Origin of the sequence: Ascidiaceihabitans sp. (assembly GCF_039986515.1) — a bacterium.
Taxonomy (GTDB): domain Bacteria; phylum Pseudomonadota; class Alphaproteobacteria; order Rhodobacterales; family Rhodobacteraceae; genus Ascidiaceihabitans.
This window is the reverse complement of the sequence record NZ_JBDWQO010000008.1, coordinates 1-20,146: the sequence shown is the minus strand read 5'-3', so window position 1 is coordinate 20,146 and position 20,146 is coordinate 1. Positions and strand designations below refer to the sequence as shown.

Below are 20,146 nucleotides of genomic sequence, written 5' to 3'. Positions count from 1 at the left end.
CGCCGGTTACTCGTCACCGGCGCCATGTCGGTGATCAGTGCATCGGAGCGAAAAGGTCGTTGCGATGATCCTTGGCTTGCGAATATGCTGAAAAAGAAGCCACGCTTGGTTGCCGCTGTGGCACTTGCAAATAGGATGGCCGGTCAATTGTGGGCCATGATGGTAACAGAGAAGAATTACGAAATTCGAGCTGCTGTGTAAGGCAACGGCGCCGGATACCGGCAGGACTGAAGAGGCGAAGGAAAGTTACGGAACACGGATCAAGAGATTGAACTGGAATACCCAGAATATGCGCGTGGCCAAAAATAGGCCGCATAAGTGATTGGGAACCAGATCGCGTATCTCCATAAAGGCCCGCCGCCATTTGTCGCGGCAACTACGAGGCCGGACACCTGACTGCCCTGATCAGTCGTTCCAAGACTTGCCGACGCCAAATTCAGCCACGGGGCATCCACACCCGCTTATGTTGCCCCAAAAATTTGGCGGTGCCGCTGTAAATTACTCTCAGGATACCACTTCTTGCGAGCGGCCGTCAGACACCTGCTGGGTTTTCTACATCCCGGCCCAAAGCGGCCAAATCGGAATATCTGTCACCAATGCGGTGATGCGGGCGGCCGCGGGTTGCAGCGCCAAGTGCGACAACCAATTCATCTACACCAGGCGCGTCGTAGATTGAAAACTGTACGGTCAGATAGTGTGAGCGCCGCCCCGTATCATGCTTGTCCATCAACGGAATTTGGATCTGCGTGTTGGCGGGGCCGCGCGTGTTGGTGAAACCCAGATAGCTTTTGGCGTCCACGGCCTCGCGGTAGAAATTGCCGAACTGCAAGGTGTGGATCAGCGCAGAGGCGTGTTCGACCTCGCAACTGGTGCCCGCGATGCAGGCCTTGCCGTAGGCCTCGATTGCCTCGCCAGACCCTGCCAATGCAATCAGGCGATCCGATAACATTTCGCCCAAAACAGGGGCCATCTGCTGAATTTCAGGTTGCAGGTCTTCGACAAAGCCGCGCCCCGCCCAAGGGTTCGCCACCACCGCTGCCACGCCGATCATGCGTAGCACTGGGTCAGCGGGGCGTCCGCCTTCGGTATGGATGTCTTCGTCAAAGGTGATGACTTTGCGCAGTTCGGGGATCATTTGGGTCTCTCCTGTCAGATGTGATATTTGTGGTTTCCAGCGAGGGTGTGCACGACGCCCTCAACTTCGTTTCCGTGGTAGATGCCAAAGGTGCCGTGCCGGTTTTCCTGCGCGTATCTTCGCAAAAGGGACCGTTCCGCATCATCGCGCACGCGGTCTAGGGGCAGGGCATCCAGATCATAGAATTTCAGGCCATTGCGGGCGTTGCCTTGCACATGGCCATGATAGACAATCCGCTGCGCGTCTGTGCCCGTCACTTGGTAGACGGCGTAAAGCTGGGCAAGTTCTGGTGTCAGGTCTTGGTCGCTCAAGGATCGGGTCAGCGTTTCCATCGAGGGGCCTGTGGGCAATGTGACGCTCCCCGTGTCGTCCTCGGCCAAAAGCAGCCTGTTTTTATGGCATAGCACAGCTGCGATGGTCGCATCTCCCGCCGTTGCAGCCGCCGTCACGGCGCGATCCAGACCAATGTCGAAATAGGCCCCTTTATAATAGCCAAGTGGTTGTCCATCTGCGGTCTCAAAATCCAGTACGCGACCAATCAAGATTAGGTGGTCGCCCGCATCCACCAAGCGGTGATGCTTGCAACAAAAGCTCGCCAATGCGCCGTCCATCACCGGCAGATTCTCTGTACCCGCATGCCAGTCTGCTAGGCTAAATTTATCGGTGGATTGTGATGCAAAAAGCCCTGAGAGTTCCTTTTGGTCATCCGCCAAAATGTTCACTGCAAAGTGGTCCGTACTGGCGAAGGTGTCACAAGACAGCGCGGCCTTGCCGATGCACACCAACAACAGTGGTGGGTCCAGTGAAACAGAGGTAAAGGAGTTCGCGGTAAAACCGCGTGGCGTGCCGTTGGGTTGGCGTGTCGTCACCACAGTTACGCCCGTCGCAAAACGGCCAAAGGCATCGCGCAGGCTGCGTTTGGTTTCGGGGTCCATCGGTGTGGCGGGGGCGATAGCGTCCAGCATCTGGTTGTCAGCGCCCAAGGCTGGTGGCGACGCAAGCGCACCATGTCCATGCGCGCCAAAGCGCAGAGGGTTAGCGGCAACCGTCCACGGTTTTTGCGCCGGATCAGGGCCGTTGATCTGAGCCAGCATCTTGCGGGCAGCGATATGAGGATCACGCGCAATGTTTGCGATGGTGTTCAGCGGGCCAAAGGGAACCTCGCCGCCCAAGGTCCGGGTCAGCTGTGCTTTGCTTTGTTTCGACGTCCATGCAGCGACAAGGCGATCCACCTTTGCCGCGTTCTGCGCACGCGCCGCGCGGGTGGCGAACAGGGGGTCCTTCCCAAGCTCTGGCTGTCCCATAAGTGTTGCCAACCGCTGCCAAAAGGCATCATCCACAATGCCAAGGGCAACATGCCCGTCAGCAGCAGGGTAGAGGCCAAAGGGGCTGAGGAAAGGGTGGCCATTGCCCTCGGGCCCTGGCACCACTCCCGTAATGTCATGCAAGTACACCATGCGTTCACACAGTGAGATCATCGCGTCGTACATTGCCACGTCGACGAACTGACCTTTGCCTGTGGCCTCGGCCTCGCGCAGGGCGGCCATGATGCCAAAGGCCATCATCATCCCCGCGAAAATATCGCCGACGCCGGGGCCTGTTTTTGTCGGACTGTTCGCGTCAGCCCCTGTGATCGCCATCAGCCCGCCCATGGCCTGCGCGACCACATCATAAGAGGGCCAATTGGTGTAGGGGCTTTCCCCTGTGCGCGGATCGCCAAAACCACGGATCGCGGCATAGACCAGTTTGGGATTGTCGGCGGCAAGGCTTTCATAGGACAGCCCCAGCCGATCCATCACTTTGGGGCGGAAGTTTTCGACGACAACATCGGCCGATGCCGCAAGGGCGCGAAACTGCGCCTTACCCTCAGCGGATTTGAGATCAAGTTGGATGCTTTTCTTGCCACGATTAAGGCTGATGAAATAGCCAGCCCAGTCGTGGTTCGGATCATCATCGCGAAACGGGCCGTTGCCGCGACTGGTATCCCCCGCGCCGCCTTCGATCTTGATCACCTCTGCGCCGTGATCCGCCAGATGCATGGTGCAATAGGGGCCAGACAACATGCGGCTTAGGTCCAGCACGCGCAATCCTTTGAGGATCTGCGTGCTCATGCTTTGGCGTCCAGTGCGTCAAGAAACGCAAACAGCGGTGTGTTCACGGCGCTTGGATCTTCGGCCAAAGCCATATGGCGCAAGCCCTTCAGGATCACGCTTTGTGCGCCCTCGATTTCAGCCGCGATGGCATGGGTCATTTCGGGGCCATTGCCATAGTCTTCGTCGCCGGTGATGACCAAGGTCGGGCAGATGATTGGTGGGGAGGGGGCGATGATCTCATCGATCCCGTCAGCAAGGACGCGGTAGATCGTATGATAGATGCCGATGTCATTTCCCGTGACCCAGCCACGGACGATGTCCATCATATCGGGGTTGGCCTGCTTGAAATCAGCGGTGAACCAGCGGTCCAACGCGGCCTCGACAGTGGACTGAGGGCCTTCATGGCGGGCTTGTTCTACACGCTTGAGGATCGCGTCTTGGGCATCTGCGCTGCGCTTGTGTGGGGAGTGGAGGATCACCAACCCCGTTGTTCTGTGCGCATGATCTTGTGCAAATCGGCGCACGATCATCCCGCCCAGCGAAAACCCGGCAAGGGTCGCGGTTTCAATTCCGCAATGGTCCAGCAGCGTGGCCAGTTGGTTTGAAAACAGCGACAGGTTGGGTGTTTCGGGCGGCGGTGCACTTTGCCCATGACCGTAAAGATCGTAGCAAAGCACGCGGTAGTGATCGTTTAGCGCAGGCGTCGTCCACTGCCAGCAATCGCGGTTCAGTCCCAGCCCGTGGATCATCACGATAACGGGCCCGTCGGCGGGACCGATCAGCGTGTAGGCGGTGCCGTCGGGCGACTTATGCATCGTCAACGGGGCGGTAGGCGACCACCTCTACCTCGACGCGGACATCGACCAGCAAGTCACTGACCACAGCGGAACGTGTGGGCGGCTCCACGGGGAAGTACTCTCCATAGATCGCGTTGAAGCCCGGGAAATCGCTGCGCTCACGCAGCCAGACCATGGCTTTGATCACGTCATCGCGGGTGCAATCGGCCAGCGCCAATGTGGCGGTGATGTCATCCAGCACGGCGCGGGTTTGCGCCTCGACGGTGCCTGTGGTCATGGGGGCGCCATTCTGCATCGGGATCTGACCTGTGAGGTACACAAAGTCGCCCGCGCGAATGCCACGGGACAGCGACAAAATCCGCCCGCCGATTTCCAGCGGGCCTCCGATGATTAGCTTTTTCTTGGCCATTGATACGCCTCCCTTGGTGTCAGCCTGCCCCGATCATCACAGAATGCTTTCGGATTTTTCGACAAGCGATGTCGTATTTTCCAGCACATCGGATGTGAAAGCGGACATGAATAGGCGGGTAACACAGGGGGGCCTTGCGCCATGGCGGATATCACAAGCTACCAAATGCTGATCAACGGTGAGTGGGTCGACGCGTCTGATGGTGGCACTTTCGAGAGCGTGAACCCAAGTGACGGCAAATTCTGGAGCCGCGTGCCAGAGGCAACAGAAGCTGACGTGAACCGCGCAGTTGAGGCCGCGCATGCCGCGTTCACCAAAGGCCCTTGGGCCAGCATGACCCCCACGCAGCGCGGCAAAACCTTGCGCAAGCTGGGTGACTTGCTGGCGGATCATTCCGAATTATTGGGCCGTACAGAATCGATTGATACGGGCAAGATGCTGAAAGAAACTCGCTGGCAGGCGACATATATCGCCGAGTTTTTCCACTTTTTTGCGGGCTGTGCGGACAAAGTCAGCGGGGAAACCCTGCCTATCGACAAGCCCGACATGTTTGTGTTCACTAAACGCGAACCGCTGGGCGTGGTCGCCGCCGTGGTGCCTTGGAATTCGCAGCTGTTTCTGGTGGCGGTCAAGATTGGACCCGCTCTGGCGGCGGGCAATACTGTGGTGCTCAAGGCCTCGGAACACGCCAGTGCCGCGATGCTGGAATTTGGCAAGCTGGTCGAACAGGCAGGCATTCCTGCGGGTGTTGTGAACATCGTCACAGGCCACGGAGAGCCTTGTGGGCGTGCGTTGACAGGCCACCCATTGGTCGCGCGTGTGTCCTTTACAGGCGGGCCAAATGCGGCGCGCCATGTACTGGAGAATGTGAAGAACAATTTTGCCGAAGTGTCCTTGGAACTGGGCGGAAAATCCCCGTTCATTGTCTTTGAAGACGCAAATATCGAAAGCGCGGTCAATGCCTCGATCGCGGGGATTTTCGGCGCCACGGGGCAAAGCTGTGTCGCGGGCTCGCGGCTTTATCTGCACGAAGACATTGCTGATGAATTCCTTGAGCAGATGACCACCTTGGCGCGTCAGATCGTGATCGGTGACCCGCTGGCAGAAGAAACTCAGATGGGGCCACTGTGCACCACGGGCCAGCTGGAGCACATCCAGCGCGAGGTTGCCCATGCCCAAAAGGAGGGTGGCAAAGTGTTGGTTGGAGGCAAGCAGCCCGACGGCATGTCGGGGTTGTTTTACGAACCCACAATCATCGAATGCCCACGGCAAGATCTGCGCATTGTCGACACCGAATTGTTCGGCCCTGTCCTGTCCGTGCAACGCTTCAAGACTGAGGAAGAAGTACTGGCGCTAGCCAATGAATCCGAACACGGGTTGGCCGCGGGCATCTTCACCAAAGACTCTGCGCGTTCCCTCCGCATGGCCAATTCCGTGCGTGCTGGCATCGTCTGGGTGAACACCTATCGCGTCGTGTCACCTATTGCGGAATTCGGTGGCGTCAAAGGGTCAGGTTATGGCCGCGAAAGCGGATTTCAGGCGATCTATGATTATACGCGCCCCAAGACGATCTGGATAAACACCTCGGATGAACCGATGGCCAACCCGTTTGTGATGCGATGACAATTGCGGCCCTGAAACCAGCGTTTGAGCGGTCGCGCGCAGCCGATCAACCCGTGTCACAGCCGCCTGCGTGTTACGTCGATGATGCGGACGATTACGTCGCCTTGGACGTCGCGGGCCAGCCCATCATTCTGCTGCACGACAAGGCGGGCAGCTTGCAGGCTTTTGCCAAAATCCACGCGCCTTGCCCGCTGGAAACGCTGTTCAGCACGCGAACCGAAGTGATCGAAGTCGCCTGCAACTGGAAAGCCTTCCTTGAGGTGTTCAACGAATATTACCACCTGCCGTTTGTGCACCCCGACTGCATTGGCGATGTCTGCGATCTGCCCGATACGCCCGAGGATGTGACGGGCGCCTATGTGACGCAATTTGGCGCAACCGAAGGCACGGGCGGTTTGTCGCACCCCGACGCACAGCAGGGTAGATTTCAGCCGTTGTTGGAACCCAACGTTGCGGGATTTGCCCGTTGGTTCGCAGACAAAATGATCGAAACATTGTGATGACCCCACGCGAAAGGACCCTGACATGAAATTCCAACTTGCGGTGAACATGGAACGGATTGACGACAGTCTGGATATGAAAGACGTCGCGCGCCACACCCTTGAAATGGTGCAGATTGCCGAGGCGGGCGGCTTTGATATTGTCTGGTCTGCCGAACACCATGCGCTGGAAATGACCATCGCGCCAAACCCGTTTCAGTTGCTGACGTGGTGGTCCACTGAAACCAGTAACATTCGTCTGGGAACAGCTGTGGCCACGGCCGCGTACTGGCACCCGATCAATCTGGCAGGCGAGGCGGCGTTCACCGATTTGATCAGCGGCGGGCGATTGGAATTCGGCATCGGCTCTGGCGCTTATCAACGCGAATTTGATCGCATGAAACCAGGCCTGAAACAGTCAGACGCTTGGCGCTACATGCAGGAAATGCTGCCCGCTGTGCGCGCGCTTTGGCAAGGCGATTATGCCCATGAGGGTGAGCACTGGCAGTTCCCCACTTCGACCTCTGTTCCCAAGCCCTTGCAGGCAGAGATGCCCGTCTGGGTCTCGGCGCGTTCGCCCATCACTTACGACTATGCGATGCGCGAAAAGTGTCACGTGAACTGCTGGCCTTTCACCCGCTCCTTTGCCGAAGCAGAATTGTATAAGCAACAGTTGGACGACGCGATTGTGAAGGCTGACAACGGTTGGAACCCGCGCTTTGCTCTGATGCGCCATTCATGTGTTTACGACAACGCGGCGGATGGTGAGAACGCGATGAACGCTGTGCGCCGTTTACTGAGCCAGTTCGAAAACCTTTACCGTAATCTGGGCGATGTGAAGGACGGCTTTCCCGCCTCGATCCCGCTGGACCAGTTGGAAGGACGCGAACAATATGACCCCGTCATGCTTGAGGAGAACCTGATGTTTGGTTCTCCCGATCGGGTCATCGAAAAGCTCAAGCGTTACCAAGCCTTGGGGGTGAACGAGTTTATTTATTACGCCTCCATGGGGCTCGATCACGCGTCACAACAAAAGTCGCTGCGCATGTTCGTGAACGAAGTCATGCCCGAATTCAAAGAAGGATAGTCCCATGTCAGACGGCGTAAAAGTCACCCGCGACGGCCATGTTCTGGAAGTCACCCTAGATCGCGGTAAGGTCAATGCCATTGACGTGCCTACGTCACAGGCTTTGGCGGCGGCGTTTCAGGAATTGCACGAAGACAGGGACCTGCGGTGCGCGATCCTGACCGGCGGAGGCGACAAGATTTTCTCGGCAGGATGGGATCTGAAGGCGCTTAACGACGGCGAAATGCAGCTTGATAACTGGTGGGAGGCCGACGAATACGGCTTTGGCGGGTTCACGGGGCTGACCGAGAATTGGGCGTTGAACAAGCCCGTCATCGCCGCGATCAATGGTTTGGCTATCGGTGGCGGGTTCGAAATGGCGATGGGCTGTGATCTGCTGATTGCTGCGGATCATGTGGAATTTGGCTTGCCCGAAATGCCGTTGGGGATTGTGCCTGACGCGGGCGCGTTGCAACGCTTGCCGCGTCGCATCCCGCATAACATCGCGATGGAGATGTTCCTGCTGGGGCGTCGCATGAAGGCAACTGAGGCCGCGCATTACGGGCTGGTCAACAAGGTGGTCCCCAAGGAACAGCTGATGGATGCGGCGCGCGAATGGGCGGCCTCAATCGCGTGGTCTGCCCCCTTGGCGATGCAATCCGTCAAAGAGGTGCAGCGCGAGATTGAGTGTGTGCCGCTCGAAAGCGCGTTCAACAAGATGCGCACGGACCCGATGCCGATTTATCGCAAGATGCTAAAGTCCGAGGATGCCAAAGAAGGTGTCGCTGCTTTTGTCGAAAAACGCGAACCGAACTTCAAAGGTGAATGATGTATCCTGATCCTTCCGCAATCACCCGCGTGACCAGTATTGGCGCGGGGCCCATCGGCGCTGGCTGGGCTGCGCATTTTCTGGCCCGCGGTTACGATGTGACCGCCTATCTGCATGACGCGGCTGAGACGGATGCGTTCAATTCCATCCTCAACACCGCATGGGGCAGCCTGACGGATTTGGGTCTGGCAGAGGGGGCCTCGCGTGACCGCTTGCGCATCGTCACCGATCTGAAAACGGCGCTGGACGGCGCGCAGTTCGTGCAAGAAAGCGCGCCCGAACGGTTGGAGATCAAGCAGGCTTTGTACAAGCAGATGGGGGATATCCTGCCCGCGTCTGTCGTGATCGGATCGTCCACATCGGGGCTGACCATGACGGAAATCCAAGCCACTTGTGCTACGCCAGAGCGCTGCGTTATCGGGCATCCGTTCAATCCACCTTACCTGCTGCCCTTGGTCGAAATCGTTGGCGGCGATCACACCGCACCCGATGCCGTGGCATGGGCTGGTAAGTTCTATGCAATCGCGGGCAAAGCACCTCTGCTTATGAAAAAGGAAATCCCCGGATTTGTGGCGACACGGCTGCAAGAAGCGCTTTGGCGCGAGGCCTTGCATATGGTGGCCAACGACGAAGCGACGCCCGAGGACATCGACATCGCCCTGATGAACGGCCCCGCACCGCGCATGGTGTCACAGGGCCAGTGCATGGCGTTCCACGTGGCTTGCGGCGCGGGGGGCATGGCGACCAATCTGGATCAATTTGGTCCTGCCCTGAAACTGCCGTGGACGCGGTTGGAGGCACCCGAACTCACCCGTGATCTGCGGGACCGTATGGTCGATGGTTGCAACGCCATCGCAGGGGATCGTCATTTTGAAGACATGGCAGCACAACGTGATCGCGAGATTGTCGCTGTGTTGCGCGCCTTGCGTCAATCGCGGTTAGGCTGAGCGCGCGCCGGTATTTCCTTTAGCGTTGAAAGGAAGTCAGACAGTGATCCCGGCCAACTTGGGGCGGCTTCATTGGCAGGCCACGCTTCGCGGTATTCTGACGGGCGGCGGCCAAAGAACTTACCAAAGGAAAACGCGAAATGCGACAGCGTGTTGAACCCTGACGCGGTGGCAATTTCACGCACGCTCAGGTTTGTTGAAATCAGCAATAACCGCGCGTTTTGCAACCGCCGCAACAGCCCGAATTGGACGACAGTGCAGCCCACGTGTTTCTTGAACTGGCGCTCCAACTGACGCTGGGACACGTCGAGGGTGTCGGCGATTTCGGGCACGCTCAACGGCTCCTCGATGTTCTGTTCGATAAGGGTCATCGCCTCGCGCACCAGCGGCAGCATCGTCTCTGTACTGCGCCCCATCGTACTGCGCTGAGATGAGACCGCGTTGCGGATCGGGTGGTGCAACATCTGGTCTGCGATCTCACCTGAAAAGCCGCTGCCGTGGGTCCGCTCAATCAGGCGCAGCATCAGGTCAACACCAGCCAATCCACCGGAACAGCTCATGATCTTGCCCTCGATGGTGAACAGGCACTCCTGCACATCGACACGGTCAAAGGATTCGCGAAACCCGCTTAGCCATGACCAATGGATGGTGGCGGGCTTGCGATCCAACAGACCTGCGCGCGCAACGATGTAGCAGCCAAGTTCTACCCCGCAGATGCTTTCACCAGCGCGGGCGCGTTTGCGCAGCCACGCGGTAAGGGCGCGATTTTCGTAATGCTCGGTGCCCCAACTGCCCAGCACAAAGACCAGATCCGCCGCAAGCAGCACGTCAGAGTCAGTGGCAACGGTGGTTTTCATGCCATTGCTTGCTACAATTTCAGCGCCATCGAACGATACGATTTCCCAAGAAAACAGCTGCTCTGGCGCGAGGTAATTCGCGATTCGCATCGTCTCGATCATGGTGATCAGCGTGGTGATATTGAACCGCGGCACGACCACAAAAATGGCGTGGATCGCGGCGCGGGGGCTTGGCTGTGTCATGTCAATTTGCATGGGCAAAGATCCAACAAGAATGGTGCGGTTTTTCGCCAATATAGCTGCAACACTGTCGAATAATCGACAATTTTTTTCATCGATTCCGCACCAAGCTAAACAAAAGGGGGGCTTTGCTAAATGAACTACGACGTTGTGCTGACCTGTGCCGTGACCGGCGCGGGCGATACCACGGGCAAAAGCCCGCATGTCCCCGTTACCCCAAAAGAGATCGCCGATGCCGCGATCGAGGCCGCCAAAGCAGGCGCTTCGGCGGCGCATATCCATGCGCGTGATCCAGAGACAGGGCAAGGGTCGCGTGACCCCAAACTGTTCAAGGAAATCGTAGACCGCATCCGCGAGAGTGACACCGATGTGGTGATCAACATCACCGCTGGCATGGGGGGTGATTGGGTGTCGGACCCTGCAAACCCCGCGATGCCAGGGCCGGGGACAGACATGATCGGCCCCGAAGAACGGCTAGCTCATATCAAGGAATGCATGCCCGATATCTGTTCGCTTGATTGCGGGACGTTGAATTTTTCCGACACGGATATGATCTATATATCGACCCCGCCAACACTGCGCAAAATGGCCGCCCTTGTGCAGGAATGGGGTGTGAAGCCCGAGCTGGAGGTTTTTGATCTGGGTCACATCCGCTTTGCCAAAGCAATGGTGGAAGAGAGACTGATCGACGCGCCGCCCATGTTCCAGCTTTGTCTTGGCATCCCGTGGGGCGCTGACCAGACGGTTGAAACGATGGCCGCCATGAAAGCGCAACTGCCTGCCGGTGCGAGCTGGGCCAGCTTTGGCATCGGGCGCGGGCAAATGCCTATGGCTGCAGCGTCCGTCGCGCTTGGAGGCAACGTGCGGGTCGGGCTTGAGGATAACATCTATCTGGAGCGAGGCGTGCTGGCGAGCAACGCGCAACTGGTCACCAAAGCGCGCGAGATCATCGAGCGTATGGGCGGCCGTGTCGTCGCGCCGCAAGAGGCGCGCAACAAGCTGAACCTGCGGGGGGCTGATGGCTGATCCCGCTGATATTGGCAGTTTGCAAATCCAAAATGTCTCAAAGCTGTTTGGAACGTTCAAAGCGGTCAACGACATTTCTTTGGACATCCGCAAGGGCGAGTTTCTGACGCTGCTTGGCCCTTCCGGATCGGGCAAAACCACATTGTTGATGATGATCGCAGGGTTCTTGGATATTTCCGAGGGGGATATCGCGCTGGACAGTGCCTCTATCGCGAAGGTGCCTGCCGAAAAACGCTACTTTGGCATGGTTTTTCAGGGCTACGCGCTGTTTCCGCATATGTCTGTGCGCGACAACATCGGCTATGCACTAAGCGTGCGGAAACGGCCCAAAGCCGAGATCAAGGCGCGTGTCGACGAGATGCTAGAGTTGGTACAATTGCAGGAATTCGCGGACCGCAAACCGGGCCAGTTGTCAGGCGGGCAACAACAGCGTGTCGCGCTTGCACGCGCACTTTGTTTTGCACCACCTGTGCTGTTGCTTGACGAACCGCTGGGCGCTTTGGACAAGAAGCTGCGCGTCGAGGTGCAAGAGCAGCTCAAGGACATTCACCGCCGCGTCGGCACGACATTTATCTACGTGACTCACGATCAGGAGGAGGCGCTGTCGATGTCCGATCGCATCGTTATCATGCGCGACGGTGCCATCGAACAGGTCGGCACGCCCAAGGAATTGTACGAGCGGCCCAATAGCGCATTCACTGCCAGCTTTCTGGGGAAGTCCAACTTTATCCAAGCGAACGGCAAGATCTGTGCCCTGCGCCCCGAGAAGATCGACCTTGCTTCAGGCACTGGCCACAAGGATGCGCGGATGAGCGGGACAGTGCGTTCTGCCACCTATTTCGGGTCCATGCAGCGGGTCATTGTCGACACGTCCGAGGGCCAAGAGATCGAGGTCGATATCGACGTGTGGCGTAATGGTGATGCGCTAAACGCAGGTGATCCCGTAGATCTGTTTTGGAGCGACGCGGCCGCCGTAGAGTTGCAGACGGGCTAACCGCCCAAATATTCAGAACGCCATAAAGGCGTCATTTCGAAGAAACCGGGAAATCCCCGAACCCATTAGGAGGAACAAGATGCACGATACACAGTTTATGAAAGAGACACTGCAAGACAGTGCGCACGCCTACAAAGATGGCCGCATGGACCGCCGCACGTTCTTGGCGCTTTGTGGTGCGTCGGGTGTTGCCCTAAGTGCTGTGATGGCAGGCGACGCCGAAGCCGCAGCCGATCACGTTGTTATGTGGAACTGGGGTGGCCAGTCCGAGGAATGCCACGGCTCTGCCATCGGTGAGGCGTTTACGACCAGCACGGGTAAGGGGCTCAAGTTTGACACCTCTGGCCCGCTTGAAGGCAAGATCAAAGAGATGGTCGACAGTGGCAATGTCACCGCCGATGTCGCCGATGCGGACCTGTTCAACGCGGTATCTCTGGGGCCAACAGGCCACCTTGAGCCGATCGATTATTCTGTCGTGTCTAAGGACAAAACCCTGCCCGGCTACGCGCTGGAACATGGGGTTTCCGTGATCCTGTATGGCTACGCGTTCGTCTATGACACCGAAGTCTACGGCGATAACCCACCGCAGAACTGGGCCGATTTCTTTGACACAGCCAAGTTCCCTGGCATGCGTTCGCTTTACAAATGGGCCAATGGGTCGCTTGAGGCTGCGTTGATGGCCGACGGTGTGGCGGGGGATGCGCTGTATCCGCTTGATATGGACCGTGCCTTGGCCAAGATCAAATCGATCAAAGATGACAGCTTGTACTGGGGCTCCGGTTCCGAGGCGCATTCCATGGTCGTCAACGGCGAAGTGTCGATGGGGATGATCTGGCAGAACCGAGGTCGCAACATCGAGAACGACACCGATGGGCGCTACAAACTGGTCAACAATCAGGCGATGGCGATGCCGGGTGCCTACATTGTCCCAAAGGGAAACCCCGCTGGTGCTGCCGTGATGCAGTTCATCGCGACCGCGCAGGAAGTGCCCGCACAGCTTGCCTTGCTTGACTGTCTTGGCATGACGCCGTCGAACCCCGAGGCCTTTGGACAGATCCCCGAGGATCAGCAGGATTATGCAATCACCTCGGCCAAGAACATCGACAAGATCGTTTACAATGATCCCGATTGGTGGGGCAAAAATGGCGGTGACGCGGTGAACGCTTTCCTTGAAGCGATCAGCTAACCCCAACCGCTGGCCGCGCTTTTCCTGAGGCGCGGCCAGCCATTTAGGATTTCCTATGCAAGCCCTCACCCGTCATATCCATCCCGGATGGTTGATCATCGCGCCCTTGTTGGTGCTGGTGGTGGCGCTGTATTTTGGGCCGATTCTGAACATTCTGTGGCTGTCGGTCACGGACCCCGAGCCGGGCTTTGGCAATTACGCCAAGCTGGGCGAAAGCGACGCGCTGCTGCGCATAGTCTGGACCACGGTGCGCATTTGCCTGATCACCACTTTGTTCAGCGTCACGCTGGGCTACTCCATCGCTTACGCCATGGTGCACTGCCACCAACGCCAAAAGAACTATATGCTGACGTTGCTGCTTGTGTCCTTTTGGATCTCCATCCTTGTGCGGACCTTTAGCTGGCTGATGCTGCTGGGGCGTAAAGGGCTGGTGAACGGCACGCTGGAAAACATTGGTCTGATCGCAGAGCCTATCGCGTTTATGCGCAATGAGCTAGGCGTGCTGATCGGCATGATCCACTACATGATCCCATATGCGGTGTTGCCTTTGCTAGTGTCGATGCAGTCGCTTGATACCCGCGTGATGGATGCCTCGCGCAATTTGGGTGCCACGGGCAGCCAGACATTTTGGCGCATTTACCTGCCACTGACCATGCCGGGGCTGGTTGCCTCCACGCTGCTGGTGTTCATCCTTAGCCTTGGTTTCTATGTGACGCCCGCGGTGCTGGGCGGTGGCAAGGTCCTGATGGTGGCTGAATACATTTCGGTGCAACTGCTGGTCACGCTCAAATGGGGCACGGCGACGATGCTGGCGGCACTTATGCTGTTTGGCGTGCTGGCGATGCTTTGGGTGATGTCGCGCTTCATGAAGCTCAGCACGGTATTCGGAGGGGCGGCGCGATGACCTCGGGTCTGTTCGCCAAATTCAATCGCGCGGGCGCATGGGTGCTGCTGCTGTTTCTGGTGACGCCTGCGCTGATCGCGATCCCTGTATCGCTGACGCCCAAGCGGTTCCTCTCGATGCCCAAGGGCGAGATATCGTGGCGCCACTTTGAAAACTTGTTCACCTCCGAGGAATGGCTTTCCAGCTTTTTCCAAAGTGGTGTAATCGCGGTTTCCACATCCCTGCTGGCGACTTTCCTTGGCACGCTCTGCGCGATTGGGTTGTGGCGGGTGTCGTCGAAATATTCGGAACTGGTGCGCGCCTTTTTGTTGCTGCCGCTGATCATCCCACAGATCATTTCGGCGATGGCGTTCTATCGCCTGTGGATCCCGCTGGGCTTGCTGGACAGTTACGCCGGGTTGATTCTTGCCCATACAATTTTGGCGGCCCCCATGGTGCTGATCACGGTCAGCGCATCGCTTGCCACCTTTGATCCCAAGCTTGAACAGGCAAGCAAAAACCTTGGGGCCTCCAACTGGACCACCATGCGCCGTGTGATCCTGCCATCTATCAAACCGGGGGTTTTTGCGGGTGCACTGTTTGCGTTCATCCTTAGCTGGGATGAGATCGTCGTGACCCTGTTCATTTCCAAATACAGTGTTTACACACTGCCGCGCCGCATGTGGAACGGCATCCGCGAAAATACCGATCCGACGGTGGCCGCTGCCGCTGTTGTTCTCATCGCCATCACCCTTATCGCCTTCGTGATCTTCGCGATCATGTCCCGCCGCAATGCCAAATCTCAGGCCCAGTAAACGAGGCTCAGTATGTATATGGAAACTAATCACGAAACCGACCTGTTGGTCAGCACCGTTCGCCGCTTTGTGGAAACAGAGATGTTCCCCCACGAGGAAGAAGTCGACCGTCTGGGTCATGTCCCCGAAGAGATTGGCCGTCAGATCGAAACGCGCGCGCGGGAACTGGGTCTCTACGCCTGCAACCTGCCCGAAGACGTTGGTGGTGGCGGGTTGAACATTTCGCAGATGGCCTTGATCGAACGCGAATATGGCAAGACCAGCCACGCGCTGCAAAGCTGGGCCGCACGCCCCACCGAATTGCTGATGGCTTGCGATGCGGAACAGCGCGAGAGGTATCTTTTCCCTGCCGTGCGCGGCGAAAAACGAGAGCTGTTTGCGTTGACCGAACCCGATGCCGGATCAGACGTGATGGGCATGAAAACCAATGCGCGCCGCGATGGGGATGACTGGATTTTAAACGGGTCCAAACACTTTATCTCGGGTCCCTGCATGCCTGATTTTGCCATCGTTTTTGCCGCTACTGGCGTAGACGAAACCCCGCGTGGGCCGCGCAAACGGGTCACGGCTTTTCTGGTCGATGTGGGCACCAAGGGGTTCGACTGCCGCGAAGGCACCAAATGCGTCAGCTATCGGGGTTACAAGACGTTCGAGCTGCATTTTGACAACGTGCGCCTGAGCGCTGCCCAAGTGTTGGGCGAAGAGGGCAAGGGGCTAGAGCTGTCTGGCAAATGGCTCGGCATGGGGCGCATTTGGGTCGGTGCCACCTGCTGTGGCAAGGCCGAGCGTATCTTGGATATGGCCACGGAATGGGCCGCATCGCGCAAGCAGTTCGGCAAGCCGATTGGCGCGTTTCAGGCGACGGGGTTTCGGTTGGCGGATGGCGCGATGCAATTGCGCGCGGCAGACCTGATGGTCAAAGACGCCGTGGCCCGCGCCGAGCAAGGCGTGATGAGCGACGCGGATGCAGCGATGATCAAGGTGTTTTGCTCAGAAATGCTGGGCAAGATTGCGGACGATGCGGTGCAAATCTACGGCGGCATGGGCCTGATGGAGGAAATGCCGATCCAGCGGTTCTGGCGCGACAGTCGCCTTGAGCGCATCTGGGACGGCACCTCTGAAATTCAGCGCCACATCATCACTCGCTCCATCCTGCGGCCCTTGGGTGCATGACCCCGACGCAGCGCGCAAATTTCCAACGGCTGCTGCGGCCACGCCACATTGCCTTTATCGGTGGGCGTGATGCCACTATCGCTGTGCGCGAGGCCCGCAGGCGGGGCTTTGCAGGACAGATGTGGGCAGTAAACCCCAAACGCGCTGATCTGGACGGTGTGCCATGTGTGCCCACCATCGCGGATTTGCCCCAAGTACCTGACGCCGTCTATCTGGCCATCCCAGCGGGGGGTGTCGTGGCGGCCTTGCGCGAACTTGCCGCGCTGGGAGTGGGCGGCGTTGTCTGTTTTTCCGCAGGCTTCAAGGAAACGGGCGACGCTGCGGGCGAACAGGCGCTGATCGAGGCCACGGGCGACATGGCTCTGATCGGCCCCAACTGTTACGGGTTGATCAACTATATCGACAACACCGCATTGTGGTCCTTTGAACACGGCGGTTGGTCGCCCGGCTACGGGGCTGCGATCATCACCCAGTCGGGTATGTTTTCGTCCGACATCACCATGAGCCAACGCTCCTTGCCGCTGGCCTATATGGTCTCTGCGGGCAATCAGGCGGTGCTGGGGCAGGAAGATTATCTGGATATTTTTGCGGATGACCCTGCCGTGCGCGCCATTGGTCTGCACATCGAAGGGTTGCAAGATATTCCCCGCTTTGAACGCACTGCACTCAGGGCATTGTCCAAGGGCATTCCCGTTGTCGCGCTCAAGACCGGCAGTTCTGCGATCGGGTCTGCATTAACCGTCAGTCATACCGGATCACTGTCTGGCTCGAGTGAGCTTTATGAGGCGCTTTTTGCACGTACAGGCGTCATCAGTGTGAGCAACCCCTCGCAATTTCTCGAAACGCTCAAGTTTCTCTGTGCGGTCGGCGCCCCCAAGGGGCCGCGTGTCGCAGGGTTCACCTGCTCGGGTGGTGGGGCGACGATGTTGGCGGATTACGCAGAAAAGATTGGACTGACGTTTCCGCCTGTTGATCCTGCCCAAGAACCTGCGCTTACCGCGCTGTTGCCTGACATTGCAACTGTGTCGAACCCGCTGGATTATACCACACCGATTTGGGGGCAGAGCGAGTATACCTATCCTGTTTTTGCCAAAGCTATTGCTGCCGTGAACGCGGATGTTGCAGTTTTGGTTCAGGATTATCCTGCTGCTGGGTTGGATGCGTCCAAGGGATACTATCAACAGGATGCTGCGGCCTTTGGGCGGGCAGCCAAAGAAAAGGGCCTGCCAGCCGCCATCTGTGCCACTTTGCCCGAGAATATGGATGTTGAGACCCGCCAGCTCCTGATCGCTGGGGGGCTGGCTCCGATGCAGGGGATCCACGAGGCTTTGACGGCCATTGGTCAGGCGGCGGCTTGGGCGCAAACCCGTGCACACATCGCTGATGCTGGGCCAGCGCCTTTGCATACGGCTGTTCAGGTCGGGGCGTTGGAAATGTTAACCGAGGATAGGGGCAAAAGTTGGTTGGCGAGCAAAGGTGTGGTGGTGCCAAAGGGCCGGGTGGCCTGTGTAGATGAGATCGCTCATGTGGCGACCGATATTGGCTTTCCGGTAGCGCTCAAGATGATGAGCCCGTTTTTAGCACATAAGACCGAGGCAGGAGCGGTGGCATTGAACTTGAGTGACGCGGGTGCCGTTTCAGCAGCATTGGCGCAGATGCAAACTGACGTATTTGCACACAATCCCAAAGCGATCGCAGACCAGTTCTTAATCGAGGCAATGTCGTCCCCACCCTTGGCCGAACTCATCGTCACCTTGCGCAGTGATCCACAGTTTGGCGCGGCGCTGGTGCTTGGCAGTGGTGGCGTTCTAGTTGAGTTGGTGGGCGATGCTGTGACGCTGCTTTTGCCCTCAACCCCGGATGACATTGAAAAGGCTCTACGAAATCTGCGGGTGGCACGGTTACTTGAGGGCTTTAGGGGCCGTGCAAAAGCAGACCTTCCCAAAATCGCGGCTCAAATCCACACGCTCTGCCAAGCCTACCTACAAGAGCGTGCCAGCATCGCCGAGATCGAGATCAACCCGCTATTTGTATACGCCGGTCACATTTGCGCAGTAGATGCATTGTTGCACCGTGTGGTTGCGTCATGAGCGGCCCACGCATCATTTCTAACCCTGATCTGACTGTCGGCGCGGACAACAAGCAACGCTGGAACCAGCCCGCGCATCGCCGTCACGGTTTTCATAACGCGCATCATCTGTTTCGCCGCGCGCTGATGGTGCGGTCGCGCAATGTGTTGATGTTAGAACCAGCAAAGCACACACTGACGGATCAACCGGCAAAACTGAAAGACCTGTTGACCCATCCAGCGTTCTCGGCGCTCTGCTGTATTCAGGGCAACCGTATCGTGATGGAAGCGGCGGCAGTTGATTTCACAACGACAACACCGCATTCCATTCAATCTGTATCCAAGTTGCACATCCATCTGATTGTCGGGCTACTTTTGGAACAGGGCTTGATATCGCTTGAGGCTAAGGTTGTAGACTATCTGCCAGACATCGGAACTGGGTATGCGCAAGCCACGGTACAATCGCTGTTGGATATGACCGTCAGCAACGATTTTTCCGAAGACTACAGCGACCCGCAATCGGATTGTTATACCGAGGAAATCGCCTTGGGCTGGCGGTTGCCCGCAAATAATTTGGCAGAGACCACTTTGGTTGACTTCACCAATGCGATCCCCGGCTTCAAATCAACACATCAGCGCGGCCATGCTGATTACAAATCCGCCAATACCGATGTCCTGACCCGTATCGCGGCGGCTGTTTCGCCAAAACCCTTGGCGCAGCTTATTGAGGACATCGCAGATGCCGCCGGATACGAAAGCGCGTTTCACATCAGCCGCAGCCCTGACGGCTTTCCCGCCTTTTCTGGCGGAGGCTGCCTGAGTGCGCGTGACCTTGCGCGATTTGGATTGTTGTTTGCGCGGGCAGGTTGCGACATTTCGGGTGAATCTTTTGCGAATGAAGCTTTCATCGCCCATAGCCTGTCGCGCAATGCCCCCAAACTCACCCCTCCAAAGGACTGGCTTCGGTATTCAAACCACCTGATGACAGACGGGCGATTTGTCGGGCATGCTGGATACGGCGGGCAGTTTCTGATGGTCGACACGCAGTCGGGGACGTCCTGCGCCTTTCTCAGCGTCTTGGAAAACGATGTCGGTTACGATGACAGCTATATGGCTCTTGTTGCGCAAAGCCTGCGAGAGCTGTGCGATCGCTGAGGCGGGCACAGGGCCGAAATTGATAACAAAATAGAAAGGCGAAGAAATGAGCGCATTTGATGAAGACTTGTTCCTGAAAGGGCTTGAGCAACGCAAAGCCACGCTGGGTGCCGAGTATGTCGAGAAAAACCTCGCGGCAGCGGATGATTTTACCCGTCCCTTCCAAGAAGCGATGACAGCGTGGTGCTGGGGGTTTGGCTGGGGTGACGATATCATTGATGCAAAGACGAGATCCATGATGAACCTGTCAATGATCGGGGCCTTGGGGAAAATGGACCTGTCACGCTTTTGTGCCGCCCCAAGTGCTCGTTTAAGCCACCTTTCGTTCGAAGGCGACAGGGCTTTTCCAGCCCAGTGCTGAGTGGCGGCGACGCGGATTGTAGAAGCCGTTGATGTATTCGAAGATGGCCATTTCAGCCTTGCGCCGCGTC

At 57.7% G+C, this 20,146-nt stretch carries 20 protein-coding genes and 1 pseudogene; 15 read left to right on the top strand and 6 right to left on the bottom strand.

Annotated features, from left to right (window positions below; translation table 11 throughout):
* Positions 1 to 201 (top strand): annotated as a pseudogene (locus tag ABJL60_RS09100) (IS110 family transposase); the annotation flags it as partial.
* 331 nt (positions 202 to 532) lie between these two features.
* Here the strand turns inward: ABJL60_RS09100 and ABJL60_RS09095 are convergent.
* Genes ABJL60_RS09095 through ABJL60_RS09080 form a run of 4 tightly spaced genes read right to left on the bottom strand, consistent with a single transcriptional unit; the run spans position 533 to position 4,434 of the window.
* Complete coding sequence (locus ABJL60_RS09095; protein ID WP_348432627.1) at positions 533 to 1,135, bottom strand: amino acid synthesis family protein; 603 nt, start codon at positions 1,133 to 1,135, stop codon at positions 533 to 535.
* 14 nt (positions 1,136 to 1,149) lie between these two features.
* On the bottom strand, positions 1,150 to 3,246 hold the full coding sequence (locus ABJL60_RS09090; RefSeq protein ID WP_348432626.1) for a CoA transferase: 2,097 nt from the start codon (positions 3,244 to 3,246) through the stop codon (positions 1,150 to 1,152).
* Entirely contained in the window at positions 3,243 to 4,043 is an 801-nt protein-coding gene (locus ABJL60_RS09085) for an alpha/beta hydrolase (RefSeq protein WP_348432625.1), read from the bottom strand. The genes ABJL60_RS09090 and ABJL60_RS09085 overlap by 4 nt, the downstream gene beginning before the upstream one ends.
* A complete protein-coding gene (locus tag ABJL60_RS09080) occupies positions 4,036 to 4,434 on the bottom strand; it encodes a RidA family protein (protein ID WP_348286171.1) in 399 nt (132 codons plus the stop codon). The genes ABJL60_RS09085 and ABJL60_RS09080 overlap by 8 nt, the downstream gene beginning before the upstream one ends.
* A gap of 141 nt (positions 4,435 to 4,575) precedes the next feature.
* On the opposite strand from ABJL60_RS09080, the gene ABJL60_RS09075 reads away from it, so the two are divergent.
* The 5 genes from ABJL60_RS09075 to ABJL60_RS09055 are packed head-to-tail and all read left to right on the top strand — an operon-like array spanning position 4,576 to position 9,378.
* A complete protein-coding gene (locus ABJL60_RS09075) occupies positions 4,576 to 6,057 on the top strand; it encodes an aldehyde dehydrogenase (RefSeq protein ID WP_348286173.1) in 1,482 nt (493 codons plus the stop codon).
* On the top strand, positions 6,054 to 6,557 hold the full coding sequence (locus ABJL60_RS09070) for an SRPBCC family protein (RefSeq protein ID WP_348432623.1): 504 nt from the start codon (positions 6,054 to 6,056) through the stop codon (positions 6,555 to 6,557). Before ABJL60_RS09075 ends, ABJL60_RS09070 begins: the two co-directional genes overlap by 4 nt.
* Positions 6,558 to 6,582: 25 nt before the next feature.
* On the top strand, positions 6,583 to 7,623 hold the full coding sequence (locus tag ABJL60_RS09065) for an LLM class flavin-dependent oxidoreductase (RefSeq protein ID WP_348286177.1): 1,041 nt from the start codon (positions 6,583 to 6,585) through the stop codon (positions 7,621 to 7,623).
* Between the two features lie 4 nt (positions 7,624 to 7,627).
* Positions 7,628 to 8,431: a carnitinyl-CoA dehydratase gene (locus ABJL60_RS09060; protein WP_348432622.1), complete on the top strand. Its 804-nt coding sequence runs from the start codon at positions 7,628 to 7,630 to the stop codon at positions 8,429 to 8,431.
* Positions 8,428 to 9,378 carry a 3-hydroxyacyl-CoA dehydrogenase NAD-binding domain-containing protein gene (locus tag ABJL60_RS09055; protein WP_348432620.1) on the top strand — a complete coding sequence of 317 codons (951 nt, stop codon included), beginning with the start codon at positions 8,428 to 8,430 and terminating at the stop codon, positions 9,376 to 9,378. The genes ABJL60_RS09060 and ABJL60_RS09055 overlap by 4 nt, the downstream gene beginning before the upstream one ends.
* On the opposite strand, the gene ABJL60_RS09050 is transcribed toward ABJL60_RS09055, so the two are convergent.
* Positions 9,360 to 10,418, bottom strand: coding sequence for a GlxA family transcriptional regulator (locus ABJL60_RS09050; protein ID WP_348432619.1), 1,059 nt, complete (start codon positions 10,416 to 10,418; stop codon positions 9,360 to 9,362). The genes ABJL60_RS09055 and ABJL60_RS09050 overlap by 19 nt on opposite strands.
* A gap of 132 nt (positions 10,419 to 10,550) precedes the next feature.
* On the opposite strand from ABJL60_RS09050, the gene ABJL60_RS09045 reads away from it, so the two are divergent.
* The 9 genes from ABJL60_RS09045 (at position 10,551) to ABJL60_RS09005 (ending at position 20,076) form a co-directional block, all read left to right on the top strand.
* On the top strand, positions 10,551 to 11,441 hold the full coding sequence (locus tag ABJL60_RS09045; RefSeq protein WP_348286185.1) for a 3-keto-5-aminohexanoate cleavage protein: 891 nt from the start codon (positions 10,551 to 10,553) through the stop codon (positions 11,439 to 11,441).
* A complete protein-coding gene (locus tag ABJL60_RS09040) occupies positions 11,434 to 12,435 on the top strand; it encodes an ABC transporter ATP-binding protein (protein ID WP_348432618.1) in 1,002 nt (333 codons plus the stop codon). The genes ABJL60_RS09045 and ABJL60_RS09040 overlap by 8 nt, the downstream gene beginning before the upstream one ends.
* A gap of 79 nt (positions 12,436 to 12,514) precedes the next feature.
* Positions 12,515 to 13,621, top strand: coding sequence for an extracellular solute-binding protein (locus ABJL60_RS09035; RefSeq protein WP_348432617.1), 1,107 nt, complete (start codon positions 12,515 to 12,517; stop codon positions 13,619 to 13,621).
* A gap of 55 nt (positions 13,622 to 13,676) precedes the next feature.
* The gene (locus tag ABJL60_RS09030) at positions 13,677 to 14,525 is read left to right on the top strand and encodes an ABC transporter permease (RefSeq protein WP_348432616.1); all 849 of its coding nucleotides are present in this window, start codon (positions 13,677 to 13,679) and stop codon (positions 14,523 to 14,525) included.
* Positions 14,522 to 15,319, top strand: a complete 798-nt coding sequence (locus tag ABJL60_RS09025) for an ABC transporter permease (protein WP_348432614.1) — start codon at positions 14,522 to 14,524, stop codon at positions 15,317 to 15,319. Before ABJL60_RS09030 ends, ABJL60_RS09025 begins: the two co-directional genes overlap by 4 nt.
* 18 nt (positions 15,320 to 15,337) lie before the next feature.
* Positions 15,338 to 16,492: an acyl-CoA dehydrogenase family protein gene (locus ABJL60_RS09020; protein ID WP_348432628.1), complete on the top strand. Its 1,155-nt coding sequence runs from the start codon at positions 15,338 to 15,340 to the stop codon at positions 16,490 to 16,492.
* Positions 16,489 to 18,582, top strand: coding sequence for an acetate--CoA ligase family protein (locus ABJL60_RS09015; protein ID WP_348432612.1), 2,094 nt, complete (start codon positions 16,489 to 16,491; stop codon positions 18,580 to 18,582). Before ABJL60_RS09020 ends, ABJL60_RS09015 begins: the two co-directional genes overlap by 4 nt.
* Complete coding sequence (locus ABJL60_RS09010) at positions 18,579 to 19,715, top strand: serine hydrolase domain-containing protein (RefSeq protein ID WP_348432611.1); 1,137 nt, start codon at positions 18,579 to 18,581, stop codon at positions 19,713 to 19,715. Before ABJL60_RS09015 ends, ABJL60_RS09010 begins: the two co-directional genes overlap by 4 nt.
* Positions 19,716 to 19,761: 46 nt before the next feature.
* Positions 19,762 to 20,076: a hypothetical protein gene (locus ABJL60_RS09005; RefSeq protein WP_348432610.1), complete on the top strand. Its 315-nt coding sequence runs from the start codon at positions 19,762 to 19,764 to the stop codon at positions 20,074 to 20,076.
* Here the strand turns inward: ABJL60_RS09005 and ABJL60_RS09000 are convergent.
* On the bottom strand, positions 20,026 to 20,146 hold a 121-nt coding region (locus tag ABJL60_RS09000), incomplete at its 5' end, for an IS3 family transposase (RefSeq protein ID WP_348374141.1). The two genes, ABJL60_RS09005 and ABJL60_RS09000, sit on opposite strands and share 51 nt — an antisense overlap.

What these genes read in the sequence shown, in the direction of transcription:
- ABJL60_RS09095 (WP_348432627.1), bottom strand. Translation starts at nt 1,135, where the DNA reads ATGATCCCCGAACTGCGCAAAGTCATCACCTTTGACGAAGACATCCAT.
- ABJL60_RS09090 (WP_348432626.1), bottom strand. Translation starts at nt 3,246, where the DNA reads ATGAGCACGCAGATCCTCAAAGGATTGCGCGTGCTGGACCTAAGCCGC.
- ABJL60_RS09085 (WP_348432625.1), bottom strand. Translation starts at nt 4,043, where the DNA reads ATGCATAAGTCGCCCGACGGCACCGCCTACACGCTGATCGGTCCCGCC.
- ABJL60_RS09080 (WP_348286171.1), bottom strand. Translation starts at nt 4,434, where the DNA reads ATGGCCAAGAAAAAGCTAATCATCGGAGGCCCGCTGGAAATCGGCGGG.
- ABJL60_RS09075 (WP_348286173.1), top strand. Translation starts at nt 4,576, where the DNA reads ATGGCGGATATCACAAGCTACCAAATGCTGATCAACGGTGAGTGGGTC.
- ABJL60_RS09070 (WP_348432623.1), top strand. Translation starts at nt 6,054, where the DNA reads ATGACAATTGCGGCCCTGAAACCAGCGTTTGAGCGGTCGCGCGCAGCC.
- ABJL60_RS09065 (WP_348286177.1), top strand. Translation starts at nt 6,583, where the DNA reads ATGAAATTCCAACTTGCGGTGAACATGGAACGGATTGACGACAGTCTG.
- ABJL60_RS09060 (WP_348432622.1), top strand. Translation starts at nt 7,628, where the DNA reads ATGTCAGACGGCGTAAAAGTCACCCGCGACGGCCATGTTCTGGAAGTC.
- ABJL60_RS09055 (WP_348432620.1), top strand. Translation starts at nt 8,428, where the DNA reads ATGATGTATCCTGATCCTTCCGCAATCACCCGCGTGACCAGTATTGGC.
- ABJL60_RS09050 (WP_348432619.1), bottom strand. Translation starts at nt 10,418, where the DNA reads ATGACACAGCCAAGCCCCCGCGCCGCGATCCACGCCATTTTTGTGGTC.
- ABJL60_RS09045 (WP_348286185.1), top strand. Translation starts at nt 10,551, where the DNA reads ATGAACTACGACGTTGTGCTGACCTGTGCCGTGACCGGCGCGGGCGAT.
- ABJL60_RS09040 (WP_348432618.1), top strand. Translation starts at nt 11,434, where the DNA reads ATGGCTGATCCCGCTGATATTGGCAGTTTGCAAATCCAAAATGTCTCA.
- ABJL60_RS09035 (WP_348432617.1), top strand. Translation starts at nt 12,515, where the DNA reads ATGCACGATACACAGTTTATGAAAGAGACACTGCAAGACAGTGCGCAC.
- ABJL60_RS09030 (WP_348432616.1), top strand. Translation starts at nt 13,677, where the DNA reads ATGCAAGCCCTCACCCGTCATATCCATCCCGGATGGTTGATCATCGCG.
- ABJL60_RS09025 (WP_348432614.1), top strand. Translation starts at nt 14,522, where the DNA reads ATGACCTCGGGTCTGTTCGCCAAATTCAATCGCGCGGGCGCATGGGTG.
- ABJL60_RS09020 (WP_348432628.1), top strand. Translation starts at nt 15,338, where the DNA reads ATGGAAACTAATCACGAAACCGACCTGTTGGTCAGCACCGTTCGCCGC.
- ABJL60_RS09015 (WP_348432612.1), top strand. Translation starts at nt 16,489, where the DNA reads ATGACCCCGACGCAGCGCGCAAATTTCCAACGGCTGCTGCGGCCACGC.
- ABJL60_RS09010 (WP_348432611.1), top strand. Translation starts at nt 18,579, where the DNA reads ATGAGCGGCCCACGCATCATTTCTAACCCTGATCTGACTGTCGGCGCG.
- ABJL60_RS09005 (WP_348432610.1), top strand. Translation starts at nt 19,762, where the DNA reads ATGAGCGCATTTGATGAAGACTTGTTCCTGAAAGGGCTTGAGCAACGC.